Annotated in this window: 21 protein-coding genes and 1 pseudogene; 12 read left to right on the top strand and 10 right to left on the bottom strand. The window is 41.1% G+C overall.

Annotated features, from left to right (window positions below):
* Window positions 1-192: 192 nt before the first annotated feature.
* The 3 genes from Q0541_RS06725 to Q0541_RS06735 all read right to left on the bottom strand — a co-directional run bounded on the left by Q0541_RS06725 (window position 193) and on the right by Q0541_RS06735 (window position 4,171).
* Window positions 193-1,149: an NAD(P)-dependent oxidoreductase gene (locus Q0541_RS06725; protein WP_298907342.1), complete on the bottom strand. Its 957-nt coding sequence runs from the start codon at window positions 1,147-1,149 to the stop codon at window positions 193-195.
* A 188-nt stretch (window positions 1,150-1,337) separates the two neighbouring features.
* Window positions 1,338-2,399: a uroporphyrinogen decarboxylase gene (gene hemE / locus Q0541_RS06730; RefSeq protein ID WP_298907343.1), complete on the bottom strand. Its 1,062-nt coding sequence runs from the start codon at window positions 2,397-2,399 to the stop codon at window positions 1,338-1,340.
* A gap of 1,082 nt (window positions 2,400-3,481) precedes the next feature.
* The gene (locus Q0541_RS06735; RefSeq protein WP_298907344.1) at window positions 3,482-4,171 is read right to left on the bottom strand and encodes a PEP-CTERM sorting domain-containing protein; all 690 of its coding nucleotides are present in this window, start codon (window positions 4,169-4,171) and stop codon (window positions 3,482-3,484) included.
* An 884-nt stretch (window positions 4,172-5,055) separates the two neighbouring features.
* On the opposite strand from Q0541_RS06735, the gene Q0541_RS06740 reads away from it, so the two are divergent.
* Complete coding sequence (locus tag Q0541_RS06740) at window positions 5,056-5,808, top strand: hypothetical protein (protein WP_298907345.1); 753 nt, start codon at window positions 5,056-5,058, stop codon at window positions 5,806-5,808.
* Between the two features lie 77 nt (window positions 5,809-5,885).
* Here the strand turns inward: Q0541_RS06740 and Q0541_RS06745 are convergent, their stop codons facing one another.
* The gene (locus tag Q0541_RS06745) at window positions 5,886-7,214 is read right to left on the bottom strand and encodes an ABC transporter substrate-binding protein (protein ID WP_298907348.1); all 1,329 of its coding nucleotides are present in this window, start codon (window positions 7,212-7,214) and stop codon (window positions 5,886-5,888) included.
* Between the two features lie 517 nt (window positions 7,215-7,731).
* Here Q0541_RS06745 and Q0541_RS06755 point away from each other — a divergent pair.
* Window positions 7,732-8,778, top strand: coding sequence for a glycosyltransferase family 4 protein (locus Q0541_RS06755; protein ID WP_298907350.1), 1,047 nt, complete (start codon window positions 7,732-7,734; stop codon window positions 8,776-8,778).
* Window positions 8,779-8,881: 103 nt separating this feature from the next.
* Here Q0541_RS06755 and Q0541_RS06760 read toward each other — a convergent pair whose 3' ends face one another.
* Complete coding sequence (locus Q0541_RS06760; protein WP_298907352.1) at window positions 8,882-9,781, bottom strand: LD-carboxypeptidase; 900 nt, start codon at window positions 9,779-9,781, stop codon at window positions 8,882-8,884.
* A gap of 133 nt (window positions 9,782-9,914) precedes the next feature.
* Window positions 9,915-10,457 carry a CDP-diacylglycerol--glycerol-3-phosphate 3-phosphatidyltransferase gene (gene pgsA / locus Q0541_RS06765; RefSeq protein ID WP_298907355.1) on the bottom strand — a complete coding sequence of 181 codons (543 nt, stop codon included), beginning with the start codon at window positions 10,455-10,457 and terminating at the stop codon, window positions 9,915-9,917.
* 137 nt (window positions 10,458-10,594) lie between these two features.
* Here pgsA and Q0541_RS06770 point away from each other — a divergent pair, with 137 nt between their 5' ends.
* The 6 genes from Q0541_RS06770 to Q0541_RS06795 all read left to right on the top strand — a co-directional run bounded on the left by Q0541_RS06770 (window position 10,595) and on the right by Q0541_RS06795 (window position 16,713).
* A complete protein-coding gene (locus Q0541_RS06770) occupies window positions 10,595-12,016 on the top strand; it encodes an aspartate ammonia-lyase (RefSeq protein ID WP_298907361.1) in 1,422 nt (473 codons plus the stop codon).
* Window positions 12,017-12,149: 133 nt separating this feature from the next.
* The gene (locus Q0541_RS06775) at window positions 12,150-13,121 is read left to right on the top strand and encodes a DUF362 domain-containing protein (protein ID WP_298907364.1); all 972 of its coding nucleotides are present in this window, start codon (window positions 12,150-12,152) and stop codon (window positions 13,119-13,121) included.
* A gap of 1,061 nt (window positions 13,122-14,182) precedes the next feature.
* A complete protein-coding gene (locus tag Q0541_RS06780) occupies window positions 14,183-14,368 on the top strand; it encodes a hypothetical protein (protein ID WP_273769420.1) in 186 nt (61 codons plus the stop codon).
* A 398-nt stretch (window positions 14,369-14,766) separates the two neighbouring features.
* A complete protein-coding gene (locus Q0541_RS06785) occupies window positions 14,767-15,279 on the top strand; it encodes an inorganic diphosphatase (RefSeq protein ID WP_298907371.1) in 513 nt (170 codons plus the stop codon).
* Window positions 15,280-15,415: 136 nt separating this feature from the next.
* Window positions 15,416-15,799: an aspartate 1-decarboxylase gene (gene panD, locus Q0541_RS06790; RefSeq protein ID WP_273769423.1), complete on the top strand. Its 384-nt coding sequence runs from the start codon at window positions 15,416-15,418 to the stop codon at window positions 15,797-15,799.
* A gap of 11 nt (window positions 15,800-15,810) precedes the next feature.
* Complete coding sequence (locus Q0541_RS06795; protein WP_298907375.1) at window positions 15,811-16,713, top strand: MBL fold metallo-hydrolase; 903 nt, start codon at window positions 15,811-15,813, stop codon at window positions 16,711-16,713.
* Between the two features lie 166 nt (window positions 16,714-16,879).
* Here the strand turns inward: Q0541_RS06795 and Q0541_RS06800 are convergent, their stop codons facing one another.
* The 3 genes from Q0541_RS06800 to Q0541_RS06810 all read right to left on the bottom strand — a co-directional run bounded on the left by Q0541_RS06800 (window position 16,880) and on the right by Q0541_RS06810 (window position 20,936).
* Window positions 16,880-18,484 carry a serine/threonine-protein kinase gene (locus Q0541_RS06800; protein ID WP_298907378.1) on the bottom strand — a complete coding sequence of 535 codons (1,605 nt, stop codon included), beginning with the start codon at window positions 18,482-18,484 and terminating at the stop codon, window positions 16,880-16,882.
* Window positions 18,485-18,913: 429 nt separating this feature from the next.
* Window positions 18,914-19,744, bottom strand: coding sequence for a phytoene/squalene synthase family protein (locus Q0541_RS06805; protein ID WP_298907381.1), 831 nt, complete (start codon window positions 19,742-19,744; stop codon window positions 18,914-18,916).
* 727 nt (window positions 19,745-20,471) lie between these two features.
* Complete coding sequence (locus Q0541_RS06810) at window positions 20,472-20,936, bottom strand: FAD-dependent oxidoreductase (RefSeq protein WP_366941825.1); 465 nt, start codon at window positions 20,934-20,936, stop codon at window positions 20,472-20,474.
* Window positions 20,937-20,969: 33 nt separating this feature from the next.
* On the opposite strand from Q0541_RS06810, the gene Q0541_RS06815 reads away from it, so the two are divergent.
* The 4 genes from Q0541_RS06815 to Q0541_RS06830 all read left to right on the top strand — a co-directional run bounded on the left by Q0541_RS06815 (window position 20,970) and on the right by Q0541_RS06830 (window position 23,448).
* Window positions 20,970-21,422 carry a hypothetical protein gene (locus Q0541_RS06815; protein WP_298907384.1) on the top strand — a complete coding sequence of 151 codons (453 nt, stop codon included), beginning with the start codon at window positions 20,970-20,972 and terminating at the stop codon, window positions 21,420-21,422.
* A complete protein-coding gene (locus tag Q0541_RS06820) occupies window positions 21,415-22,629 on the top strand; it encodes an NRAMP family divalent metal transporter (RefSeq protein WP_298907387.1) in 1,215 nt (404 codons plus the stop codon). The genes Q0541_RS06815 and Q0541_RS06820 overlap by 8 nt, the downstream gene beginning before the upstream one ends.
* A gap of 121 nt (window positions 22,630-22,750) precedes the next feature.
* Window positions 22,751-23,110 (top strand): hypothetical protein, encoded by a 360-nt coding sequence (locus Q0541_RS06825; RefSeq protein WP_298907389.1) that lies wholly within the window; start codon window positions 22,751-22,753, stop codon window positions 23,108-23,110.
* A complete protein-coding gene (locus Q0541_RS06830) occupies window positions 23,110-23,448 on the top strand; it encodes a hypothetical protein (protein WP_298907392.1) in 339 nt (112 codons plus the stop codon). The genes Q0541_RS06825 and Q0541_RS06830 overlap by 1 nt, the downstream gene beginning before the upstream one ends.
* Window positions 23,449-23,617: 169 nt before the next feature.
* Here Q0541_RS06830 and Q0541_RS06835 read toward each other — a convergent pair.
* Window positions 23,618-23,932: pseudogene (locus Q0541_RS06835) on the bottom strand (hypothetical protein); the annotation flags it as partial.

A 23,932-nucleotide genomic window follows, 5' to 3' on the forward strand; every position in this document is an offset into this window, starting at 1 on the left:
TTATTCCACTTTAACGAAAATTAAGAGTTATTGACTTTTTATTAAAGTTGTTCTGGTTTAGCACTAATATTTTTCTCTGAAATTGGAACAAATTAAGAGAATACAGCCGTCAAAAGTAAGTGTTTCGCTATGATAACTACACTCAGTAATCACAAGGCTTATCTCAATAATTAGTGTAATTTATTGCATAAACTACTTAGCAGCTTTAACACCGCTAATTTTTAAAACATCACTCATGGTTGCACAATAATTTGGCAAGCCAAAACTATGGGGATTAATTGCTTTTTCATAAGTGAAGTGCCGATAGTTCATGCAAAACCTATCCCAAGCGGCCATCTGAATGTGGAACAGAACAATAATCAAATTAGCCAATGCTAAAGATACGGGAATGCGAAAGTAAATCTTTTTGCCTAAATAAGCACAAACTTCTTCCACTGCTTGAGTAGCAGTTAACTGTGCCTGACCTAAAACCAACCGACGTGGTTGATCATTTTCGACAGGATGAGCAATTAAATATCGCACGACAGTGGCAATGTCTCGTCCGTGGATAAAGTGAAAACTGCCATCTGCTTCCAAAAAGCGAATCAAATTAATATATTTCGTAACTTCTGGAATGCCAGATGTGAGGTGAGAATAGGGTTTCTTGGCATCACCGCCCAACACTAAAGTGGGAAAGACTGTGGTAATTTTGGGTGCGATCGCTAATTTCGATATCTTATGTAAGCAGTCATATTTGGAACGAATGTAATCTGTCCCAATTTCCCCGGCTTCTTTTAATGGTTGATTGTAGCGATCCAAAACGCTAGCTGTCGAAAAATAAATCACCTGCTGGCAACGTTCTGGGTCTAGCAGTTCGAGCAACTCTATAGTTTTGACGACATTAATATCAAATGTCTGATCACCACCCCAAGCTGTGGCTGTGAGTACAGCCGTATCAATTGTGGATAGTAAATCGGCAAACTGGCGAATATTTTGCATATCACCTTGCAAAACGTTGATGCCTGAACGTGCCTTGGTATCAACTTGCAGTTTACTTGGGTTCCTAACTAACAGATATAGTTCGTGATCTGTTTCCTTAATTAAGGCTTCTGTTAAATAATGACCTATACAACCACTTGCACCAGTCACTAAAATCCGTTTCTGGCTCATAGAGAATTTATCAAAAGTAAGGAGTTAAAAGTGAAGAGTTAACAATGGAGTTAAAAGTTCCGAATCATAAGTTAAAAATAAAGTTAGGAGTTAGAAGTGAGGAGTTCAAATAACTCTGCACCCCATAACTGATAACTTCATAGCTTATAACTCATAACTCTTAACTCTTAACTCGTAACTCATAACTCCTAACTCATAACTCCTGCAAGATTAAGTTCCTTTGCGGTTTCAAAGAAGAAAGCGACATTTTCTTCTGGAGTTTCTGGTAATACACCATGACCGAGATTGAGAATGTGACCCCAATTGCCAGCTTTGCGAACGGTATCGAGGATGCGATCGCGGATAAACTGTTTAGAGCCAAATAGCACGCCTGGGTCAAGATTTCCTTGAACTTTGACTTGCTTGCCCAATCTTGCCCGTGCATCTGCCATATCCACTGCCCAGTCTACACTGACAATATCAGCGCCAGATTGTCCCATTCTTTCCAACACACCCGCACTACCGCTAACTAGCAGAATCAAAGGTGTATCGGGGTGGGTTTGCTTGACTTGCTGGAAAACTCTCTGTTGATAAGGGAGAGCAAAGGTGTCATAATCTTGAGGACTCAATTGACCCGCCCAAGAATCGAACATTTGCACAACTTGAGCACCAGAGTCAATTTGGTAGCGGGCATAGATGGCGATCGCATCTGCTAATTTAGCTAACAATTGATGCAGTATTATCGGCTCGGAAAATGCCATGTTTTTGATGATGGAATAGGTTTTAGAACCTTTTCCTTCTACTGCATAAGCTGCTAACGTCCACGGCGCACCCACAAAGCCCAACACCGTTGATTTATCGCCTACTTCAGAGCGCAGCGTCTGCAAAATTGTTTTGATAAATGGTAGAGCTGCTTCTGGATCTATTGGACGCAGACGATCAATTTGTTCTTGAGTCCGCAGGGGCGAGTGAATAATTGGCCCTTTACCTTCGGCAATATCCATGTCAATACCCAAACCAGGTAATGGGGTGACAATATCAGAAAATAAAATTACTCCATCTGGTTGGAAGGCTCTCCACGGTTGCAAGGAAACCTCAATTGCTACATCTGGAATTTCCGAGCGATCGCGAAACGAAGGATACTGCTCTCTTAAGTCTCGATATGCTTTCATATATCGTCCCGCTTGTCGCATCATCCATACAGGGGGACGATCTACTACTTCACCACGAGCAGCCCGTAAGAGATGAGGAGTCGTTGAAGAAACACCCATTTATTACTTCATCCTAAAGAGTCACTTTTTTCTGCCACTGTTTAGCTTATCATTATGGATTACACTTTATTAGCTTATTATCAACTTGTGAGGAAAAGGTGAGTAGCAGGGCAAACGCATCTAAAATTACTCTTGATCGCAACCAAGGTTAAGAACCAACGAAAAAATTAGCATTTTTTCTTTGGTTTAGTCTCCAAGACTCAAAGCGATGTCTACGACAAGCTACGCCTACGCCTAAAAAGGCCATTTATGGGCAAATCTAAGGGGCTATTGAGATGAAAGCTTGATTTTACTAGACAAAATTTTGATTCGCTCCCGATTAATTTTGAGTAAGTTAGTAAATTAATAAGGCATTATTTGTAATCTTTCTTTACAACGTATCCCAAATTGTAGGTATCTCAGCAGACACCCATAAACACTAATTACCGCCAGAATTAAAGCGGAAATATTAAAGAGTTCATAAAAAAAGCTGTGATTAACCAAATTTTTTGGTGCGAAACATTAGATAACTAGTACAATCAGGCAAAAGTAAAAATAAAAAATACTTATACCGTAAGCTTTTTACCCATTCGAGATGGTGGGTTAATTTCTACCATGACGTATTAGTAGCATTTTAAATATTTTGGATATCAGCGCTCGGTTGGCTTGACTACAGCATTAATGCCAGCAAGCGCTATAAGTTATTCTTTTTTTGACCAGAAAGAAAAAGGTACAAGCCCACTTCGGCTACGCTCAGTGCATTGCCTAAATTTATTTATGGAAAATAAAAAAATGTATTTCGAGACACGTAGTACAAGAAATACTACGTCAGTTGACTTAGAGCAACTAAATTCATTTATCGGGTTCAAAATGTTTGAATGAGTGACTTTTGACTTTTGATTTCCCCGAACGCAAGAGTGTCCCGTAGGGAAGGGGCTGACTTATCCCATGAAATCATCGTTTTAAGTACCACGTAGAAATGCACCTCTCACTTATGCATGAAGGGAACGCATGAGGAAAAGTGTATGACAAGTAATAAATGTGTCTCTACGCCAGGTATAGAGACACATTCTTAAGGATTTTCAACGCGTATCCTGATAAATTTATGCTTTCACTGTCACTTTATGTTGTGAGCGTTTGAAGAGTGAAGTCATACCACAAGCACCTATTGCTAACACACCTAACATCGCATTAGGTTCGGGAACGCTCTGGCTGGCTAGTCTATAGGCGTGGTTATCTGTTTCAAAGGCAATACCATCTGAGCGCATCACAACTCGGTCAAATGTTTCTCCTGTTCCAGCTACAAGATTGATAAACATATTAGCTTGAGTGCTAGTCCAACTACCATCAGCTATAGCAGTTGGCACATCTGCACCACTAAAAGTCTTTAACAATTGATTACCTTTGTAAATGTCAATATAGTTGTAACTATCCAATGAGCCTGCATAAAAACCGAAGTAATTAACAGCTTCTTTGAATTTAATATTGACAAAACCACTGTCGCCTGCAACATTACTACCTGATGGAGCAATTGTTAAAAATTTGGTATTATCCCCATAAGGTGAGGCGTATTGACCAGATACACTACCTTGAACAATATTAGTAGTAATATTAGAGTAGGTAACAAATCCATTGGGATCATTTGCTGTGCCATCGTCAAAGGTGACAGTTTTGGTATTAGAGTAGCTAGAAAACGGGCCAGTATTGACTTGCAGAGTTACGGCACTGGCAGGATTTGCACTGATGACCACAACAGTTGTTGCTACTAAAGCCAAAGATAATTTTTGCAGCATTCGAGTAATAAACCTTGAGAAACACAAAGATAATTAAGACTGAATCTTTCTTGAAACCTAGCTATGAAAAACTGGTTTTATTACTCCAACAACATAGAATAAAATCACAAAGATTATTATGTCCTTAGAGATGACTGTTGTTGGGTACAACAAGCTCGAAGATGTAAGTTCATCTTGATGCTTTGTAATCCTATTTTGATTTTTTTTACTCGCAAAAGATACGGTATATATACTAAAATATCTTTAAAGATTAAGTGAAGGTCCTTGTGCAATTCTAGTGGGTAGGACAAACGCATCTAAATTACTCTTGATCACAACCAAGGTTAAGAACGAACAAAAAATCACCATTTCTCGTTTGGTTTAGTTTTCAAGACTCAAAGCGATGTCTACGACGGGCTACCCCAATACTTCTCGGTTAAACGGCAATAAAGTTTAGGAGTAGGTTGGGTTGAAGAACGAAACCCAACATTATCAACCGTTCGCTGGGTTTCGCCACCGCTCAACCCAACCTACCATTCTTATCCGATAAGTATTGCGGCCTACCCCCAAGCCTTTAGCAATAAGCATAGGTTAATGAGATTATTTTGGAATTTATTGAGAATAAACTGCAATTATTGACATAAGATGCCCGCCTTAAGGGAGTGGTGAGTGGCGAGTGGCGAGTGGCGAATAGAAAATAGGGACTGGCGAGTGAGAAATAGGGTAAAACAAGAATCAATATTTAATTAAGGATTGGGCATTGGGCACTTGTACTGAGCGACTTGTACCCACTTGTACTGAGCGGCGTTAAAGTAGCAAAGTCGAGGTAAGCCTAAGTATTGGTTATTCTCCCCTTGCTCCCCTATCTCCCTGATTTCTCTATTCTCTCACTCCCCTAACTTCCTATGCAAACTGACTCTAACAGTCCTGATCGTGTTGCATCTGCTAATAACGAGCCTAATCCAGGAAAGCTTTTAATTCCGCGATCGCAGCGACAGAGGTTTTTTATTCAGTTTACCTTAATGACCCTGATCGGATGGGTTGTGGGTGGCGTTGCCAGTATCGCCTTAGAAAAAATTATTCTGGAAAGCTTTTCACCTAGTGTTGCTCTCCAACCACAAACATGGAGTATTTTGGTCAGAAGTCTCAGCAACGTTGTATTTGCCGTGATTTTCGCCGCTGACCAAGCCCTTGTCATCTACCGATATTTACCGGGTTTGCAGTGGATATTTACTACTAGTGTCGGTTGGCTGATTGCCAACGGCGTTTCTACAGCCTGGATTAACTACATTTCATCCATAGCCTCATCGTTAAATGAAACTTTATCTCCTGAACAAACTTTTATTTTTGGATTTCTGTCTGCGATCGCATATATAATTTCTGGTATTTGGCTGGGACTTTGCCAATGGCTGGTACTGAGGCGATATACAGTAGGCATTTGGTGGTGGAATTTTTTACCTTCAATCTCTTTTTTATTAATTAGTATTTTGGTTTGGTTGCTTTTTCTTGTGCAAAATTTGATTCCAGAACCCAACCGGACTCTCATATTGTATTGGAGTGGACAAGGATTTACAGCAATAATTCTGGGGATTGTACCAGCAATTGGCTTGTGTAGCTTGAAAAGAAATTCACATCGCCAAAGTGGAATTTCTGGTTGATCATAATTAAGCATCGGGTTTGAGACCTAGTTCTTGCAAGGTCAGTAAAAAGGAAGCCTTAGTTAGGATTTCATATCTCATCTAGATTGTAGGGAATCCCAAATTGAATCGAGGTTTGCTTGAGCTTGTTTGAGTGCTGTTTCTGGAGATGCACCTAGCATCGTGGCTTCGATGGCTCGACCTAAACTGTCAGACAAGCGACTATAGCCAGGAATGATTGGTCGAGAACCTGATACAGACATTTGGTCAATAAAGACTTTCAAGACAGGTTTTTGCTGGAGAAATTCTTGATAAGCCTGACTTTGGGCAGATTTAATGTTAACTGGTAAAAAACCCGTCCCTATACTCCATTCTGTTTGGAATTTTTCACTTAAAACATACTCTAAAAATTTGAGTGCAGCTTGCTCTCTTGCTGGTGTGGTCTTCATCAAATACATATTTCCAGTGCCTGTCACCGTAGCAGGTTTCACACTTGCAGGTATGGGGAATACTTTAAAGTCAACATTGGACTTCATTATATAAGTCCAAGGGCCTGTGATCTGCATAGCAACACGACCTGCAATAAAAGCGTCTTCTTCATAACCTCGCTCTGGAGAGGAAAGTGTTGCTGAACCATCTTTTAATATGTCTTGCCAAAATTGTAAGGCTGCGATCGCTCCTGCATTCGTCAAATTTGGGTGGTTATTTGTTACAATCTCTCCACCAGCGCTCAATAAAAAGGGGAACCAACTAAAGACAGTCCATTCTCCCTTTCCTAAAGGCAATAACATTCCGTATTGTTCAGGTCGATTATCACCATTCCGGTCTATGGTTAATTTTTTGGCAACTTCCCTCAATTCTTCCCAAGTCTTAGGAATTTGCGTAATTCCCGCACCTTGGAAAAGTTTAGGTCGGTAAAAAATGCCTATATTGCTCGTGTAAAGTGGGATTGACCAAAGATGACCGTCTAATTTTAATTCCTCCCATAGGTTGGGGCTAATTTCTGACTTCAATGGCAATTTGTTCAGCCATTCTTCTAAAGGTCGAATTGCCCCTAGTTCCATAAACTGACCTGTCAATTGAGGATTGAATGATAGAATATCTGGAGACGTATTGCCCACAACTGCTGTTAATATTTTTGGCAATTGGGGTTGACCTACGAAGATAGATTCCACCTGGACATCAGTATGAGTCTGATTAAATTTTTTTACTAGTTTTTCAAATATATCCCGATTAGGAGGAGGATTGATTGATTGCCATAGGCTTAGATGAATTACTCCGTCATTCTTTGCCGCTGTTCCCTGACAACCGGATAAAAATATGAGACATGTACTAAGAACAATTATCAGAAGTGAAAGCCGCCAAGCAGAATTAATCAAGTGGTGAGAACAATTCTGAATTTGAGGTTGGAAAAGAGTAAAATTCATGCCAAGTAGTTAACCAATTGCATCATCTGAAGGATAAAATATAAAATATCAAGTATGAAGGATAAAGCAGAAAGGAGGAATTTAAGACCCCAGATTCAATCTGGAGACTGGTAATTATGAGCGCAAAAAATAAAAAAATGAGCCTATTTTGTGCTTTGATGTTTTAGAACATCTATTTGATCCTAGCCAGCAGTTATTAGAATTTCCTCAATCTTTGAACTCTGAAAATAAAATAATAGTTAATTGGGATTTTTTTAAAGGTTTTAATCAAGAATTCTCTTTTCATTTAGATGAGACTAAAGTAGTAAAAACATTTTTTCATCCACTTCAGAGTCAATTTTTAGAGGTTTTTCACTTTTACCTGATTACAACTCGCTGTTACTGTAAGCAGAGTTGAATTTCATTTTATGTATTTTGGGTGGAGCCATAGCGAAACCCAATAAATACGTTGTTTAGGTGAAAAAATGATATTTATGAAAATACATTAACGACGAAAATGTACCATAGATTATTATTTATGTCTACTCCAATGGGTCCGCTAGGTTCAGGATTGGGAGGTGGAGTAGAGTTGACCCTATCTAATATGGCTACAGAGATGCTGCGGCGAGGACATAAATTAGAAATTGTTGCACCGCAAGGGTCTATCAGCAATTCATTACCTATTAGACAAATTCCCGGAGAACTAATACAGATACCAGCGCAAAATCAGAGTCGTAGTGATCCAATTTTCCTGTATAAAAATTCTGTTTTAGCGAATATGTGGGATTATGCTCGCCAAGTCCAGGCAGATTATGATTTGATTGTTAATTTTGCTTATGATTGGTTGCCACTGTATTTAACACCATTTTTTAACTGTGCGATCGCCCATTTTATTAGTATGGGTTCTTTAACAGATGCAATGGATCAGATTATTGAAAGTGTGGCAATTGAGTTTCCGAATACTATTGGTGTTTACACTCAATCACAGGCGACCACTTTTTCATGTGTAGAACAATGTTACTGTCTGCTTAATGGGTTAGATTTATCTATTTATCGGTTTTGCCAGAAACCAACTCAGAGCTTGGCGTGGGTAGGTAGGATAGCTCCTGAAAAAGGGCTAGAAGATGCAGTAGCAGCAGCAGAAATCATGGGAATTACACTGAAAATATTTGGGTTAAAACAGGATATATCTTACTGGGAGAAGATTTGTCAAGAATACCCTGATGCTCCCATAGAATATGTCGGATTTTTACCAACGGTTGAGCTACAAAAGGAGTTAGGTCAATGTCGAGCACTTTTAGTAACTCCTCGTTGGATAGAAGCATTTGGAAATGTAGCAATAGAGGCCCTTGCTTGTGGAGTGCCTTTAATTGCTTATCGTCGGGGTGGTTTAACAGAAATTGTCCAAGAAGGCAAAACTGGTTTTTTGGTAGAACCTGATAGTGTCCAAGGTTTAGTAGAAGCGATTAAGCATTTGGATGAAATTGACCGCCAAACTTGTCGCCAGCAAGCAGAAACTCTGTATTCTTTAGAAGCTATGGGCGATCGCACAGAAGAGTGGTTTAAAAAAATTCTGAGAAACTGATATAGTACTGTTCTGGTTCAATCGGATCGGGATTATTTAGTCGTAATACAGAAGTAAATTAATCTTTGAAACTAGTCTGGATGATGGAAACATTTGTGGGAAACTATGGCGCGATCGCTAATATCCCTGCATCCCCATCTAAAGTTGCTTTTACACCCACTGGCAAAGCTGCATTGGGACTATCATGACCAAAAGGTAGATTAGAGACAATCGGAATATTTAAATCGCCCAAGCGATCGCGCAATACTTCTTCTAGACTAAAGCTAGGCACAGTTGGCGGCGCTTCACAGCGAGTAAACCCTCCCAAAGCAATACCGCAGACTTGAGACAAAGCACCGCTCAAACGCCACTGTGTCAGCATCCTGTCAATCCGATAAGGTGCTTCCGTAACATCCTCCAAGGCCAGAATTACACCATCCAGATGCGGCAGGATTGGTGTACCTAAAAGGTGAGTAGCCACCGTGAGATTACCTGGTAATAAAGTGCCATTAACTGCACCACCACCCCAACCGCAACCTTTGAGAGGGGCGAGAGGGTAACCTTCTACCAAATTGAATAATCGCTCAATTGACCAATCTGGCTCATCTACCAAAGTCGTCAGCACGGGAGCATGAACACCAGAAATTCCTGCTGTATAAAGGCTCCATAATAAAGCTGTGATATCAGAAAAGCCAATTAACCACTTAGGAAGGGCTGAGTTCTGTTGCCAATTCCAATCTTCTAAGATACGGGTGCTGCCAAAACCGCCTTTGGCACAGAGAATACCGCGACAATCAGGATCTTGCCATGCTGCTGCGAGCTGGTGACGACGGTTTTCATCTGTCCCTGCCAAATAACCACATTGGTCATCCATCTGGGGAGTGATTTCTACTCGATAACCACGCGATCGCCAAATTTCTACACTTTGCCCAAATGCCTTAAATTCTCGCAAAGCACCACTAGGGGCAATTACTCGTAGTAAGTCACCAGGTATCAGGGGCAGTGGTAAGATTTTGGATGCCATGAAAAAAGTTAGGGGTTTGGAGAGACGCGAAAAATCTTTGTCTGTACAGGAGTTAAGAATAAAGACTATACCTCATAACTCCGATCAAATTTTGTTGAATCATTTTCAAAGCGATCGCCACAGTGGTTTGATTTTAGGTTTGCTTTGTATCTAACTGTGTATTTTCCTTAGTTAGATTTTGCGGTATTAGGTAAATTGCCCCAGATATTAAAGTTAGGGCGACAGAAATCCAAAAGGCAATCAGAGAGGGAATTTGCCACACTTCAGGTAGGGGTGCAATCAAAAGTGCGATCGCGACTATTTGACTAACCGTTTTGAGTTTACCCCAAATATTTGCCCCGGTAATCGTTGTTTGATTCACCCGCCAACCGGCGATCGCTAATTCTCGCGCTAAAATCAGGAATACTCCCCAAGCCGGCACTTTTCCTAGTTGAATAAAAACCAGCAACGGCGCAAGTACCAGAAGTTTATCCACTAAGGGATCAAGAAATTTACCCAATTCACTAATTTGGTTGAGTTTCCGCGCCAAATAGCCGTCTAGCCAATCAGTCAATGCAGCAATAAGAAAAATCGCCAAACATATCCACTTAGCTTGAGGTGTGGGATTATATAAACCGTAAAGCAGAAATGGTATCCCCAATAGGCGAGAGAAGGTAATCCAGTTGGGTATGGTCATAGGGAATTCAAAACTCAAAATTAACAAGTGTAAAGCAACAAGCAGCCAAGCAAATATGCAAAATCTATGCAGATTAGTGTATCTGAGTGTGCCTGCGTGGGAAAATCTGTTTTCTGTAGCTCTCCTAAAACAATACTATGACTGAACACACAGACTCCCAATTCCGCATCGAACGCGATTCGATGGGCGATCGCCAAATCACTAGTAGCGTTTATTACGGCATCCAAACGCTGCGGGCAATCGAAAACTTTCCAATTAGTGGCATCAAGCCTTTATTCACTTACGTAGATGCTGGACTAATTATTAAAAAAGCTACAGCAATTGTGAATGGTGAACTGAATTGCATTCCTCAAGATATTAGTCAGGCGATTGTCCAAGCAACTGATGAAATCCTGGCTGGGAAGTTCCGCGATCAATTTGTCGTGGATGTTTATCAGGCGGGTGCTGGAACATCCCACCACATGAATCTCAACGAAGTTCTGGCAAATCGCGCCTTAGAAATTCTTGGTGAAGAAAAGGGCAATTATAAACGTGTTAGTCCCAATGACCACGTTAATTATGGGCAGTCTACCAATGATGTGATTCCTACCGCAATTCGCATTGGTGGTTTATTGGCATTATCCAAGACATTACACCCAGCAATAGATGGGGCGATCGCAGCCTTAGAAAAAAAAGCTGTAGAATTTCAAGATATCGTCAAATCTGGTAGAACCCACTTGCAGGACGCAGTACCCGTGCGTTTGGGTGAAAATTTTCGGGCTTGGGCACAAATCTTTACAGAACATCAAAACCGGATTTACACCGCCTCTGGTGATTTGATGGTGTTAGGTTTGGGAGGTAGTGCAGCCGGAACGGGGTTAAATACTCATCCTCTGTATCGCGCCCGTGTAGTGGAAGTTCTCTCAGAATTGATTGATACTCCTTTAGAACCTGCGCCCCATCTTATGGCAGCCATGCAGAGTATGGCACCATTTGTAAATGTTTCTGGTGCTTTACGCAACTTAGCGCAGGATTTAGTCAAAATCTCTCACGATTTGCGGCTAATGGATTCGGGGCCAAAAACAGGCTTGAAAGAAATTCAACTCCCTCCAGTGCAACCCGGTTCCTCGATTATGCCAGGGAAATATAATCCAGTGATGGCAGAGATGACATCAATGGTGTGTTTTCAAGTGATGGGTTACGACAGTGCGATCGCTTTAGCCGCACAAGCCGGACAATTAGAATTAAATGTGATGATGCCGTTGATTGCCTATAACCTAATTCACAGTATCGAAATTCTCGGTAATACCATCGCTGCACTCACCGAACGCTGCATCCAGGGAATTACAGCTAACCGGGAACGTTGTTTAGCATCCGCTGAAGGCAGTTTAGCTTTAGTAACCGCACTAAATACCCACATCGGTTATTTAAATGCCGCAGCTGTCGCTAAAGAATCTTTAGAAACTGGTAAATCCCTACGCCAAATTGTTTTAGACCGAGGATTGATGAGTGAAACAGACTTAGCCACAGTGTTAAATCTAGAACAAATGAGTGGTATCTTACCGCTGAGAACAGAATAATAGGTTATGGGGTATCGGGCAATTCAATTTTGGATTTTGGATTGATGATTTTAGATTAAATTTCAATCTAAAATCCAAAATCTAAAATCTAAAATTCTCACTCCCCACTCCCTCTATCCCCTATTTATTATCCATGCAGACTCAAAAACCATCTGTTAGTCTCATTCGGGCTACATCCTACGAACGAGAGGCTTTACGAGAATCTTTAGTCATTCTCCTGGAACCTTTTGGAGGAATAGCAGCATTTGTGAAAAAAGGCGATCGCGTTTTACTCAAACCGAATCTACTTACAGGGACGCGTCCTGGTAAAGAGTGTATCACCCGTGCCGAACTAGTTTACGAAGTTGCCCAGATGGTAATTGAGGTTGGCGGTAAACCATTTTTGGGTGATAGTCCTGCTTTTGGCAGTGCCAAGGGCGTAGCAGTAGCAAACGGCTATCTGCCTATTTTAGAAGAACTCAATCTTCCGATCATCGATTTTCACGGTCAGCGTTACCAAACCGTTAGCGACAATTTTAACCATCTGCGGCTGTCTAAAGAAGCAATGGAAGCAGACGTAGTGATTAACCTACCGAAAGTGAAATCACATATGCAGTTGACGTTAACACTGGGCGTAAAAAACTTGTTTGGTTGCGTCCCCGGCAAAATGAAAGCTTGGTGGCACATGGAAGCTGGAAAAGATGCGAATAAATTTGGTGAAATGTTAGTAGAAACTGCCAGAGCAATTAACCCTAACTTAACCATATTAGATGGGATCATCGGTCATGAAGGAAATGGCCCTAGTAATGGTGAACCTCGCCAACTGGGCATTTTAGCAGCTGCATCAAATATATTTGCTCTAGATCGGGCAATGGTAGAAATCCTCAATGTCCCTCCTGAACAAGTGCCCACAGTTGCAGCTTCCCAAAGGCTAGGAGTTTGTCCAGAACTTGCTGCCATAGAGTTTCCGCATTTAAATCCTGACTTATTAAAAATAGAAGATTGGCGCCTACCAGACAAGTTAATGCCCATCGATTTTGGTATGCCCCGCGTCATTAAGTCTACGTTTAAGCATCTTTACACCCGATTTATCAAGGAACCAATGAGTGTTTACGGAAGAAACTAAGGAGTGGGGGAGATAAGGAAGACAAGGAGAATAACCATACTTCGGCAACTCTTGGAGACGCTACGCGTAGCTTGTTTCCCCGTAGGGGTACGCTCAGTACAAGTGCCCCATATCCAATGCCCAATCCCTAATTTACAAGTGCAAACTTAGTTACAGCAATTTCATTTATTAGCAGAGTAATCTGTAATTACCCTTCGATTGCTTAACCAGACCGCCCTATCATAGTTAGTGGCGGTTTTTTTGGCTGATTAATTTGTTATATAATTTCTCGTCTTAGATTTTTATTTATCCAAAAACTTATATGGATTTAGGATTTGGAAATTGGGATTAGGTATTTTGTTCAGATATGAGCAAAGTTTGGCGATAACCCGCTACACGTCTACGCCACCTTCTAAAACGCTTTTTATTCTACCTATATATAGATTGGCAAAATTACTGTAATATTACGTAGATTTTAAAATTTAAATTCTGAAATATTTGTTTAGTGGTATCACTGAATCCATGCTGCACAACACAGTTGATGTATCTGTATTTATTCGGTAGTTATAATTGGTTACAAAAATCATTCCTACCATTTTTTCTTTGGTGTCAAATATTTTGTGTATAACTACTGTATAACAATCAAAAGGACTGACAGATATTCAGTGCTTTTGCGGTTTTGTATCCTGTATCACAAATTAGCAATTCCAGTAAAATGACCTTATCAAAGGCGTTGTGGGATGTTATAATCATGAAGTATCGGACAAATACATTTTGCTAATTAATCTTTAAACAGCGAAAAAATCTAATTTATGATGCTGTTAAAGTTAGCTTTAAGTATGCGAACGTTTACACCATACAGGGAAACATCTGAAAATATTAATTACAAAATAAAACATAATTTGTTTATTTGTAACTTTGTATTAAGAAGTCCATGTATAAAAACGCTATTATGACAGTTGGAAAACTGATTTAGATTGGAGAATGCTAGACATTTTACAGTTTAAAAATAGCTAAAATAGCATTAAAACTCTCGAGAAGAGAGTAGACCTACACAGTGTTACGAAGAACTTCAATTTTGTATGAATTCAAATAGCCAGTCTGCCAATACCGATACATATTCCCAACGTTTGGCAGACATTGTGGGAACTGCGATCGCTCTATTGACTCTCACCCTACCCGTGTTTGTCATTGCCCACTATTCTTCAACTAATGTTCAAAATAACCAGCAACCCCTGATCCAAAACCTCAAAGGAAGTCAAGATTGATAAAGCTTTCCAGTAGCATTTCACCAGCAGGAGAGCTACAAAAAAAAGAAACCTGATTTTGAGAAAATCTCTGTAGATTTGAATGTAGTTCATCAGGAATAAGCTGAAATCTGGATTGTGTGACTCCAGATTTCAGTTGTATTCACACAATAGGGGCAGAAATCCCTTTAACAGCAATCAAGGGCGGAAAAGAATAATACCCTTTTGGAAAAAGCGTTGCGAGGAAACTTGGCAACGCTTTTTCCATTTTTTGGCTAATTCAAGGGAACTGGGGATAAGGGGGATGATTGCCCTGGAATAAATACCTTGGGAAGAGATCCATATTGCCCTAAAATTCTACACGGGGAGCGAAGCTGACTGAGTGCCCCCATGATTCACTGTTATCAGAGGAGTTTTTTGTGGATTTATCTCGTATTCCTGCCCAACCAAAACCGGGTCTAATCAACGTTCTGATTGAAATTATTGGCGGAAGTAAAAATAAATACGAATACGACAAGGAACTAGAAGCTTTTGCTCTAGACCGAGTACTTTATTCCTCGGTACAATATCCATACGACTACGGCTTTGTACCCAATACTTTGGCTGAAGATGGCGATCCCCTAGATGGTATGGTCATAATTGACGAGCCAACCTTTCCAGGCTGTATTATTGCTGCACGACCGATTGGCTTCTTAGAGATGATTGACGGTGGCGATCGCGATGAGAAAATCCTTTGTGTTCCTGACAAAGATCCGCGCTACACTCAGGTGAAATCACTGAACGACTTAGCGCCACACCGCTTAGATGAAATTGCCGAATTTTTCCGTAGTTATAAAAATTTGGAAAAAAAGGTGACTGAAATTCTCGGTTGGCAAGATGTGGACAAGGTTGCAGCTTTAGTAGAAAAATCCGTCAAAGCTTATAGAGGATAATAGAAGGGTTAGGAGTTATGAGTTAAGAGTTATGAATTTTTATTCCTAACTCCCGTACAGACGCGATTAATCGCGTCTCTACTCATGACTTCCGCTTGTTACGGATCGCAAAAACTGCCACCAATCCCAAACCTAAATGCAGCGCACTCTCCTTTTGGCAAAAATTCATAACTGCACCCTCACAGGGGCAAATATCAACTACGTGGGTAGTATCAGCATCGATGAAATCCTTTTGGAAAAAGCTGGTATCTTACCCTATGAGCAGGTGCAAGTAGTTAATAATGCCAACGGTCAGCGCTTTATTACCTATGCGATCCCGGCTCCAGCCCATTCAGGAGTAATTGAGCTAAATGGGGCTGCGGCACGTCTAGGCATTATTGGCGATCGCTTGATTATAATGACTTACGGGCAGTTCACTCCAGAAGAGTTAAAAAGTTACTCTCCTACGGTAGTCATTGTGGACGAAAAAAACAGGCTGTTGGAAGTGCGGCGCTACGATGACCTGCTCAGTAAGGTCTAATTTCAAGGAAAATGTCAAATCTTGAGTTGTCGGGTTCCCAAAGCTATATAAGAGAAAAGTCATCTACCCTGCCAAGTAGTCCAGCAGGTGAATTTCTCGTGCAATTTTGGGGTGTAAGAGGTTTAATTCCCACTCCAAGTAGCAATGCCAGTCGTTATGGTGGTAATACCGCTTGTGTAGAAATGCATGTAGCTGGGAAACGCTTGATTTTTGATGGCGGTACTGGCTTACGTATACTGGGTAAAATTTGGCAAGAACTACAACAGCCACTAGAAGCCCATTTATTTTTTACCAACTGCCAAGCAAATCGTATTCAAGGGTTTCCCTTTTTTGCTCCAGCATTTATTGTGGAAAATTGTTTTCACATTTACGGCACAGCTGCCTCAAATGGAGCCTCAATCAAACAATGTCTGTATGACCAGATGCTTCAGCCACACTTTCCTTACCCTTTACAGGTAATGCAGTCAGAATTGCAGTTTTACAATCTGACTTCAGAAAGTGATGTGAAGCTAGATGATGTGACGATTACAACTGCATTAATTAATCAAACTCAGCGGTCAGTTGGCTACCGAGTTACTTGGCAAGAGTATAGTGTTGCCTACGTCACGGATTTGCACCAGAATGCTGATCAACTAGAGCAAGAGCGGATTTTACAGTTTATTAAAGGCGTTGACTTGCTGATTGCCAATGCCACTTACACTCCCCCTACCTCTCACAACCATGACTCTGCTGATTTACTCTGGCAAGCTGCGGTGAATGCAGCTCTGAATGCTGGTGTGCAACGGTTAGCCATTTCTCATCATCACCCAGATGACCATGATGATTTTCTTGATCAGGTTCAAGTCGATGTTAAATCTGCCTTTCCTCAAGCAATAGTAGCCTATGAGGGTCTAGTTTTAACTGTTGGTAAGTAATTTATACTCGTTGGCAGAGCATCACTAACGGGGAGATGAGGGAGGAGGAGGGTAGGATGCCAACAGTTCAGTTTAAGATTTGATTTCCTCCCTTTGCTCCTTTTTAAAAAAGGAACTAGTCTCGAAGCCAGAGCAAGCGACTGGCTCCCAAATCTAAACTTTCAACTTACAATAAACCTCGTTTACCATTAGGGCGCACAGTCATCCAATTTGTTTTTGCTAGTGCTAGCTGCTCATCAGAAATTTTGGCACTGGTGAGATTAGCACCACATAGATTAGCTCCTCGGAGGTTAGCATTGCTGAGATAAGCATTGCTGAGGTCTGCGCCTCGGAGGTCTGCCCCTTCTAAATCAGCATGGTTAAAGTATGCTTTGCTCAAATTAGCGTCCTTGAGATTTGCTTGAGTCAGGCTAGCTCTGCCAAAGTCACTATTGTGGAGATTAGCTCCCTGGAGATTGGTTTTTTGCAATTGAGCAGAATGGAAATTTGTTTGGGATAAGTCAGCACCTTGTAGACTCAGGAAACTTAAATTGTGTAGGGCAAAATCCCGTCTTCCCTTCAAATAGGCTGTTAATAAACCTTGGGTATCTAACTTCCGCTTAACTTTGGAATTTTGAATTTGCGAACTATTGCTGTTGCTGTTAGCTAAAGTTGTTGATTTGGCCATCCCAGAACTCTGGTGTAATCCAGCCGCTTCCGCTGCCTTAGCTCGTCTAGCGCGAATTGCTGCCGCTACCTGTGCCACTCCTACACTGGTAACAGCAGCAGAGGAGTTGTTACATAAAACAGCAGAATTTTCCAGGTAGTTGTGTGTTCGCTCTTTATATCCACTATCTGATTTAATCAGTAAACCCTTTGCTAAACTTTCTAAGTATGGTTCTATTTCCAATGCTCTGAGAACTTCTGCCGCTGATTGATAGCGACTACGTACAGACACGTCTAACATTTTTCGCAATACATTGCTCAAGTGGTCACTCACTTGCACAAGCCGCTCCCACATCATCTCACCAGTGTTGGGATTATAATCTAAATCTTTAGGAGTTTTGCCAGTCAGTAAATAAATGCATGTCACCCCCAGTGCATAGATATCACTGGCGTAGACTGGACGCATAGCCATTTGCTCTGGAGGTGCAAAACCAGGGGTGCCAATGGCATATGCAGTTAATACTGTTTGTCCTGATTGACTCGTCGCACCTTGAGTGACTTGGTCTTTGACGGCGCCAAAGTCAATGAGTACCATTCTGGCATCTTGAGTGCGGCGAATTAAGTTGGCTGGCTTGATATCACGGTGAATCACCTTTTGCTCATGGATGTATTGCAGTAGTGGCAGAATCTCGCTTAAGAATTGCTTGACTCCAGTTTCGCTCAAGATGCCGTTAAGTTTGACCTCCTCCTGCAAGGTATCACCATTGATATATTCTTGAACTAAATAGAATTGTTCATGATCTTCAAAATAGTCTAACAACCTTGGTACTTGGGGATGATTGCCAATCTTACCTAGAGTTTTGGCTTCTCGCTCAAAGAGTTCTCTGGCCATCTGTAAAACGTGTGGGGCGCTTCCTGATGGGCGTAATTGCTTAATTACACAACTCGGTTCTCCTGGTAAGCCTAGATCATCAGCTAAGAAGGTTGCTCCAAAGCCACCCTGCCCTAATGGTTTGATCACCTGATAGCGCGAGCGCAACAGTAGTTGCGAGCCACAAGACTGACACCTTTGGCTATTTACCAAATTTTCTGGATTGGGACAGGTAGGATTTAAGCAGTAGCTCATGCGCTGTCAACTCGCTGCACGAATAATCACGGTGAGTGTTATACTCCCTTTCAATTATTTAGATATTAATCAACTCTTGCCAGGTAATTTTTGCTGGAAATCCTTTGAAGAGTTCCTAAAGTTTAGCTAGTATTACGTAAAGCGATCGCCTAAGTAAGCTAATTTATTATATTTATACCAAAAACTAGTGTTTGAGCTCCTTTTTTATCGGTAGTATTGTTTGACATTGCTGAAACAGCCTTAAGCCAGAGACTTTGAATCCAAAATCCAGCTTGCGCTGTCAGCGCACCTTTGGTGCGACCCAAAATCCAAAATTGGTATTGGAGGTATTGGAGGGCAGTGCCCATCCTACAAAAAATTGCTGTAGGATTTTGGATGCCCAAATTTGGAGGCAATTTAGAATCGTCTCCATTAGTCCTTAAGTGAGTATTAACTGGCTTTCATGTCCACACTAATCAGCTGTTCGATAAGTGCAAAAACATCACTGCGGCTGAGTTTCTCTTTACCATTAGCAAGGGCATCAAGGGTGCCATTAGCCAATGTTAAGGGAATTTGGCAAAAATCTAAGGCTGGGCCTGTAGGAAGATTTTTGGTGTAAGCTTCTGCTAGAGCTAGATTGCGCCGAGCATACTCTTGCATATTTGCCGTACTCCAACCCTCTGGAAAAAAGTCTACCCCACGCCCTAAATCTTGAGTATGGTTACGCAGGATATTAACTGCTTGTAAACCCCGACCAAACCCAATCGCCTGGGTACGGTTAGTTTGCGTTCCATCGTACCAAGTCCATAAGTCCGAAAGTAATAATCCCACTGCACCTGCAACCCCAAAAGTATAACGATCCAAATCAGATTCTGTGTAAATTTTCCAGTTTCTTTCTGCCCAGTAAGCCATCCGGTCTGCCATTGCAGCAGTAGCATCCCAAATTCGAGGTGCAATGGTCTCTGGTGCTAGCAGTGACCATTCTCTAATCCTCACAGTGACTTCTTCTAAGGTATTCTCATACCCACTAAATCCTCCAAAGAAAGCATCTACCGCGAAGCCATCAACCCCTGCCTGTAATGTCAGACTAATCGTTCTTAACAGCTTTGCTTTAGTAGCGTTATCTAATTCTGGATGATCTTCAATTTCATCAATGGCACGCATACACAAATATGCTGATGCTACTGCTTCTTGTAATCCTGGCGGTAAAAGACTAATTGGAATATAAAAAGTTCGGCTAGTTTCTTTGAGGATTTGCAATGCATCTCTACGTAAATTCATGTTTTCACTCCCCGATTGATTTTTACACCACATGAAGTTTGCAGTTTTTTGATGATACTGGATATAGTTTTGACTAAACCTTAAAAACTATAGACCATAAGATACGCTAGTATTTAATCTAAAAATTAATAGTTTTTGGTGTTGCAATTAACAAAACTCTCAAATTTATCAAAGTCCTATCTAGTATATAGGGTTTTGGTTGCAAAAATGTGTAAGGCGTCGTTTTAGATAGCTTTCAGAAACTTTTAGTGTATATATAAAGAATTATGCTAATATTTGGTTAATTACCGCGAAATTTTTCCATCAGCAAACATCCATTTTAGAGATTTGAAAGTGTTTTAAGTCTGCGTTAATCTGACTAACAAAGTATAATTATTGTATATATAAAGGCAATTTAGGAAAAGCTGGTAACGGATAACAGTAACTGTACGCACTTAAAGGTGCGAACGGCGGCTTGCCCAAAAGTTAAGGTCAAATTGGACATAGAGGGCTGCAATCCTTGGGTTGAGCTACGCCTACGCTTGATCGGTTACAGTGGGAGCGTCCTTGCTGTTCAAAGTGACATAAAGTGACCATAACCTAGAGCAAGAAGTTCCCGTATATTTACGAGATCGACAAAACAGCCCACTCAACAAAACATTTGTGAATATTTGACCTCTCATCAGTCTCAAGATATAGAGATTCAACAAGTTGTTTAGAGTCAGGCTAAAGCTATGGTCTCCACTTTTTACTTGTTTTCCACTGATGTCACCTCATTGGGTGAGTTGGTTGCTACTACCACAGCATCAGCTCTCACAACTTTACCACTGCTCGTCTCAACACGGGCAGGCAAACCACCTGGAATTTTTTCTACGTGTGCCTCCGTATAGATTCTACCACCACGGTGTTGTATAGCTTCTGCAAGTCCAGTTAGATATTTCAGTGGATCAAATTGCCCTTGTTGGGGAAAGCGTAGACACACTCCTAGATAAAAATCGCTTAACGGGGCTTTCTTCACCATTTCTACGTTAGTGAGTCCGACCCGGTGTACTGCTTCTAACTCCTGCTGAATCTCATCTATTGATTTCAGGTCTGGGGGAAAAAGATAGCCGTCAAGTCTCTCCAAGTCGCAGTTAATGTTTTCTTGGGTGGCGATCGCCTCTATAGTATTAATTGCTGTTGTATGACTTTGAGCAACAAGTTTTACGCCCAAAATATACTTATGTTGGCTATGAAGGGTCTAAGAATGCCGAAGCCTGGGAAATTGGCATCTGTAATTAATTGTTTATTAATAGTGACATTGTTAGCTTCTTGCAGTGGTAAAACGTCCGCAGAAGATATGGACAAAGAAACAGAAAGTGTATCTTCTTGGGTAGCAACAGCAAATATGGTTGGTGATGCTTGGATACGCGGTGCTGTGCCAAATAAATATGCTGAACAAACATTGAAAAGAGCCACAGAAGAACTGCGAAAAGAAAAAGAGAAAATAGACGAAATAAAGTTATCTAAAGATGTGAACAAACATGATAAATCAGTGCTAATAGCTGAAGTTTTTCAGTTAGCAAATAAAACGCAGGAAATGTCCAAGGCTGTGGCACAAAAAAATCGTTCAGTGGTACGGCAAAAACTTGGAGAATTAGCAGCAGAAAAGCGATCGCTAAACAAGCTAAGAAAAGTTGCAGGGCAAACCAATGAATAAAATTTTTGAAATCGCTCTTGGTATTGTTACCAGTATTGGCGGCTTTTTGGATGTAGGTGCGATCGCCACTGCTGCGGAAGCTGGATCTACCTATAGCTTCCAACTAATCTGGGCGTTTGTCTTAGGAACAATTTGTGTAATCTTTCTGGTGGAAATGTCTGGACGTTTAGCAGCCGTTAGCAAACATACATTAGCTGCGGCGGTGCGAGAACGATTTGGGTTCAACTTTTATATTATTCCACTAGTTGCAGAAATTGTCGTCGATTTTCTGGTTTTAGCAGCCGAAATTGGCGGTGTTTGTATTGCCCTGCAATTAGTAACAGGCATTAGTTTCCAGTGGTTTGCTTTACCCGTGGCCTTTGCAATTTGGTTGCTACTTTGGAAAGGGACATTTGGATTAATTGAAAACGGTATTTCTTTATTCGGATTAATTACACTAGCATTTGTCGTTGCTACTTTTAAGCTGCATCCATCATTAACACAACTTGGTTCTGGTTTGTTGCCAACTCTGCCGCAACAAGACACCGCACATTATTTATACCTTGCCGTTGGCATACTAGGGGCATTGATTAGCCCGTACTTGTTTTATTTCTACTCATCTGGTGCAGTAGAAGATAAGTGGGATGAAGGGTATATCGGTGTAAATTGCGCTGTTGCTGGTTTGGGGATGGGCTTTGGTAGTATCGTATCGCTGGGAGTGTTGATTGTGGCAGCACTGGTACTTGGTCCCAAAGGTATCCAGGTTGATAGCTATGAACAGGCGGCGCTGATGTTGACAGAAACCTTTGGTTACTGGGGCTTTGTGCTATTTGCAGCATCGCTAGGGATTGCTTGTTTTGGTGCAGCACTGGAGGTAAGCCTCGACACGGCATATATTGTAGCTCAAGCTTTTGGTTGGAATTGGGGCGAAAACCTTAAACCAAAAGATGCCGCACGCTTTAGTTTAGTCTACACCGTGTTTGTCTTTCTCGCCTCATTACTGATGGTATTTGGTATTGATCCATTGCAATTGACTTTGTTTTCAATGGCAATTACAGCAGTAATTTTGCCGCCTGTAATTATACCATTTCTAGTTTTGATGAACGATGAATTATATGTGGGCAAGTATCGTAACGGCTGGATTAGTAACAGCGTTGTGATTTTTACAATTGCGCTGACATTTGTGCTAGCGATCGTTGCTATTCCATTGGAAATTATTGGAGGATAAATCGATTTTAGATTTTAGATTTTGGATTTTGGATTAGGATTTATAACATTTTATTCCTTTGCAATCTTTGCGCCTCTGTGGCTTGGTAAATCTATCAATAATTAACGGGAAGTGATAGGAAATGGATATTATTAGAGATGTTCTTGATAACCAATTAGTTGACCGCAATCAACGCAAAATGGGTAAAGTTGATGGCATTGTGATCGAGTTGCAAGACGGCGAACCACCACGACTTGCTTATATTGAAGTAGGAGTGACAACCCTTACCAAACGGCTAAATCCTCGTTTGGCACGTTTGGTAGCAGCAATTGCAAGTAAATGGGGTGCTAAACAAAGTGAATCGTTTCGGATTCCGTGGTCAAAAGTGCGGGATATTGGTATTGATGTTGAAGTCGATGTTGAAGCTGAAGCAACACCAGCCTTAAGTTATGAAAAATGGTTGCGCGATCGCATCATCGCCCGAATTCCAGGAGGGGGATAATGACAACTCGTGAAATTCATCTAGAATTACTGCTGAGTAAACCAGTATTAGACTCAACTGGTAAAGCCGTCGGACGCATTGAGGAAGTACGTGCCGAACAACAAGGTGAAGAATGGATTGTTAAAGAATATCTTATCGGCTATGCTGCGGTGTTAGAACGGTTATCCGCTTGGACGATTGGGTTAAAAATTTTGCATCTACTGGGGGCGCACAAAATCTATGGTAATTATACAGTACCTTGGGACAAGCTAGATTTGACTGACCCTGACAAGCCTCGTTTACGTTGCAGTCTAGATGCATTAAAGTCATTAAATGAGCAGCCGCAGGATATAGAGTAACTTGGGTTGAAGGAAGCAGAAGTATGATCTCAAAATAATTCGTAATTGATAATGATGCTCTCTGGGAGACGCTGTGCGTAGCTTGCTTAAGAGTAGAGGTATGCGGACTCGCTTTGCGTGGCGCTTACGTAATTCGTAATTATTACCTCCTCTTAAGCAAGCTAGATTTTTATGATGTGGCTTTCTGCTTACGGCTAACTACCTTGCCTGCTCCTAGCACAGCACCAACTGCCAGTACAGCTAGCCCCATTCTAGGTTCAGGAACAATAGTGCTGTCTTCAGTGAAAGCCAAAAAGCCAGCCCCATTTAATCCACCTCTACCGACAGGGACAAAGGTATCAATAAAAGCTCCTGTCTTGCCGTCGTAACGCAACACATTGTTATTATTTAAACCACTAACGTAAAGGTTGCCGTCGGTACCAAAGATTGGCTTTACAGGACCGTTAAGTCCGCCACTGCCAGATGGGACAAAAGTGTCGATAAA

It is taken from the genome of uncultured Nostoc sp. (assembly GCF_937863485.1).
GTDB lineage: Bacteria > Cyanobacteriota > Cyanobacteriia > Cyanobacteriales > Nostocaceae > Nostoc.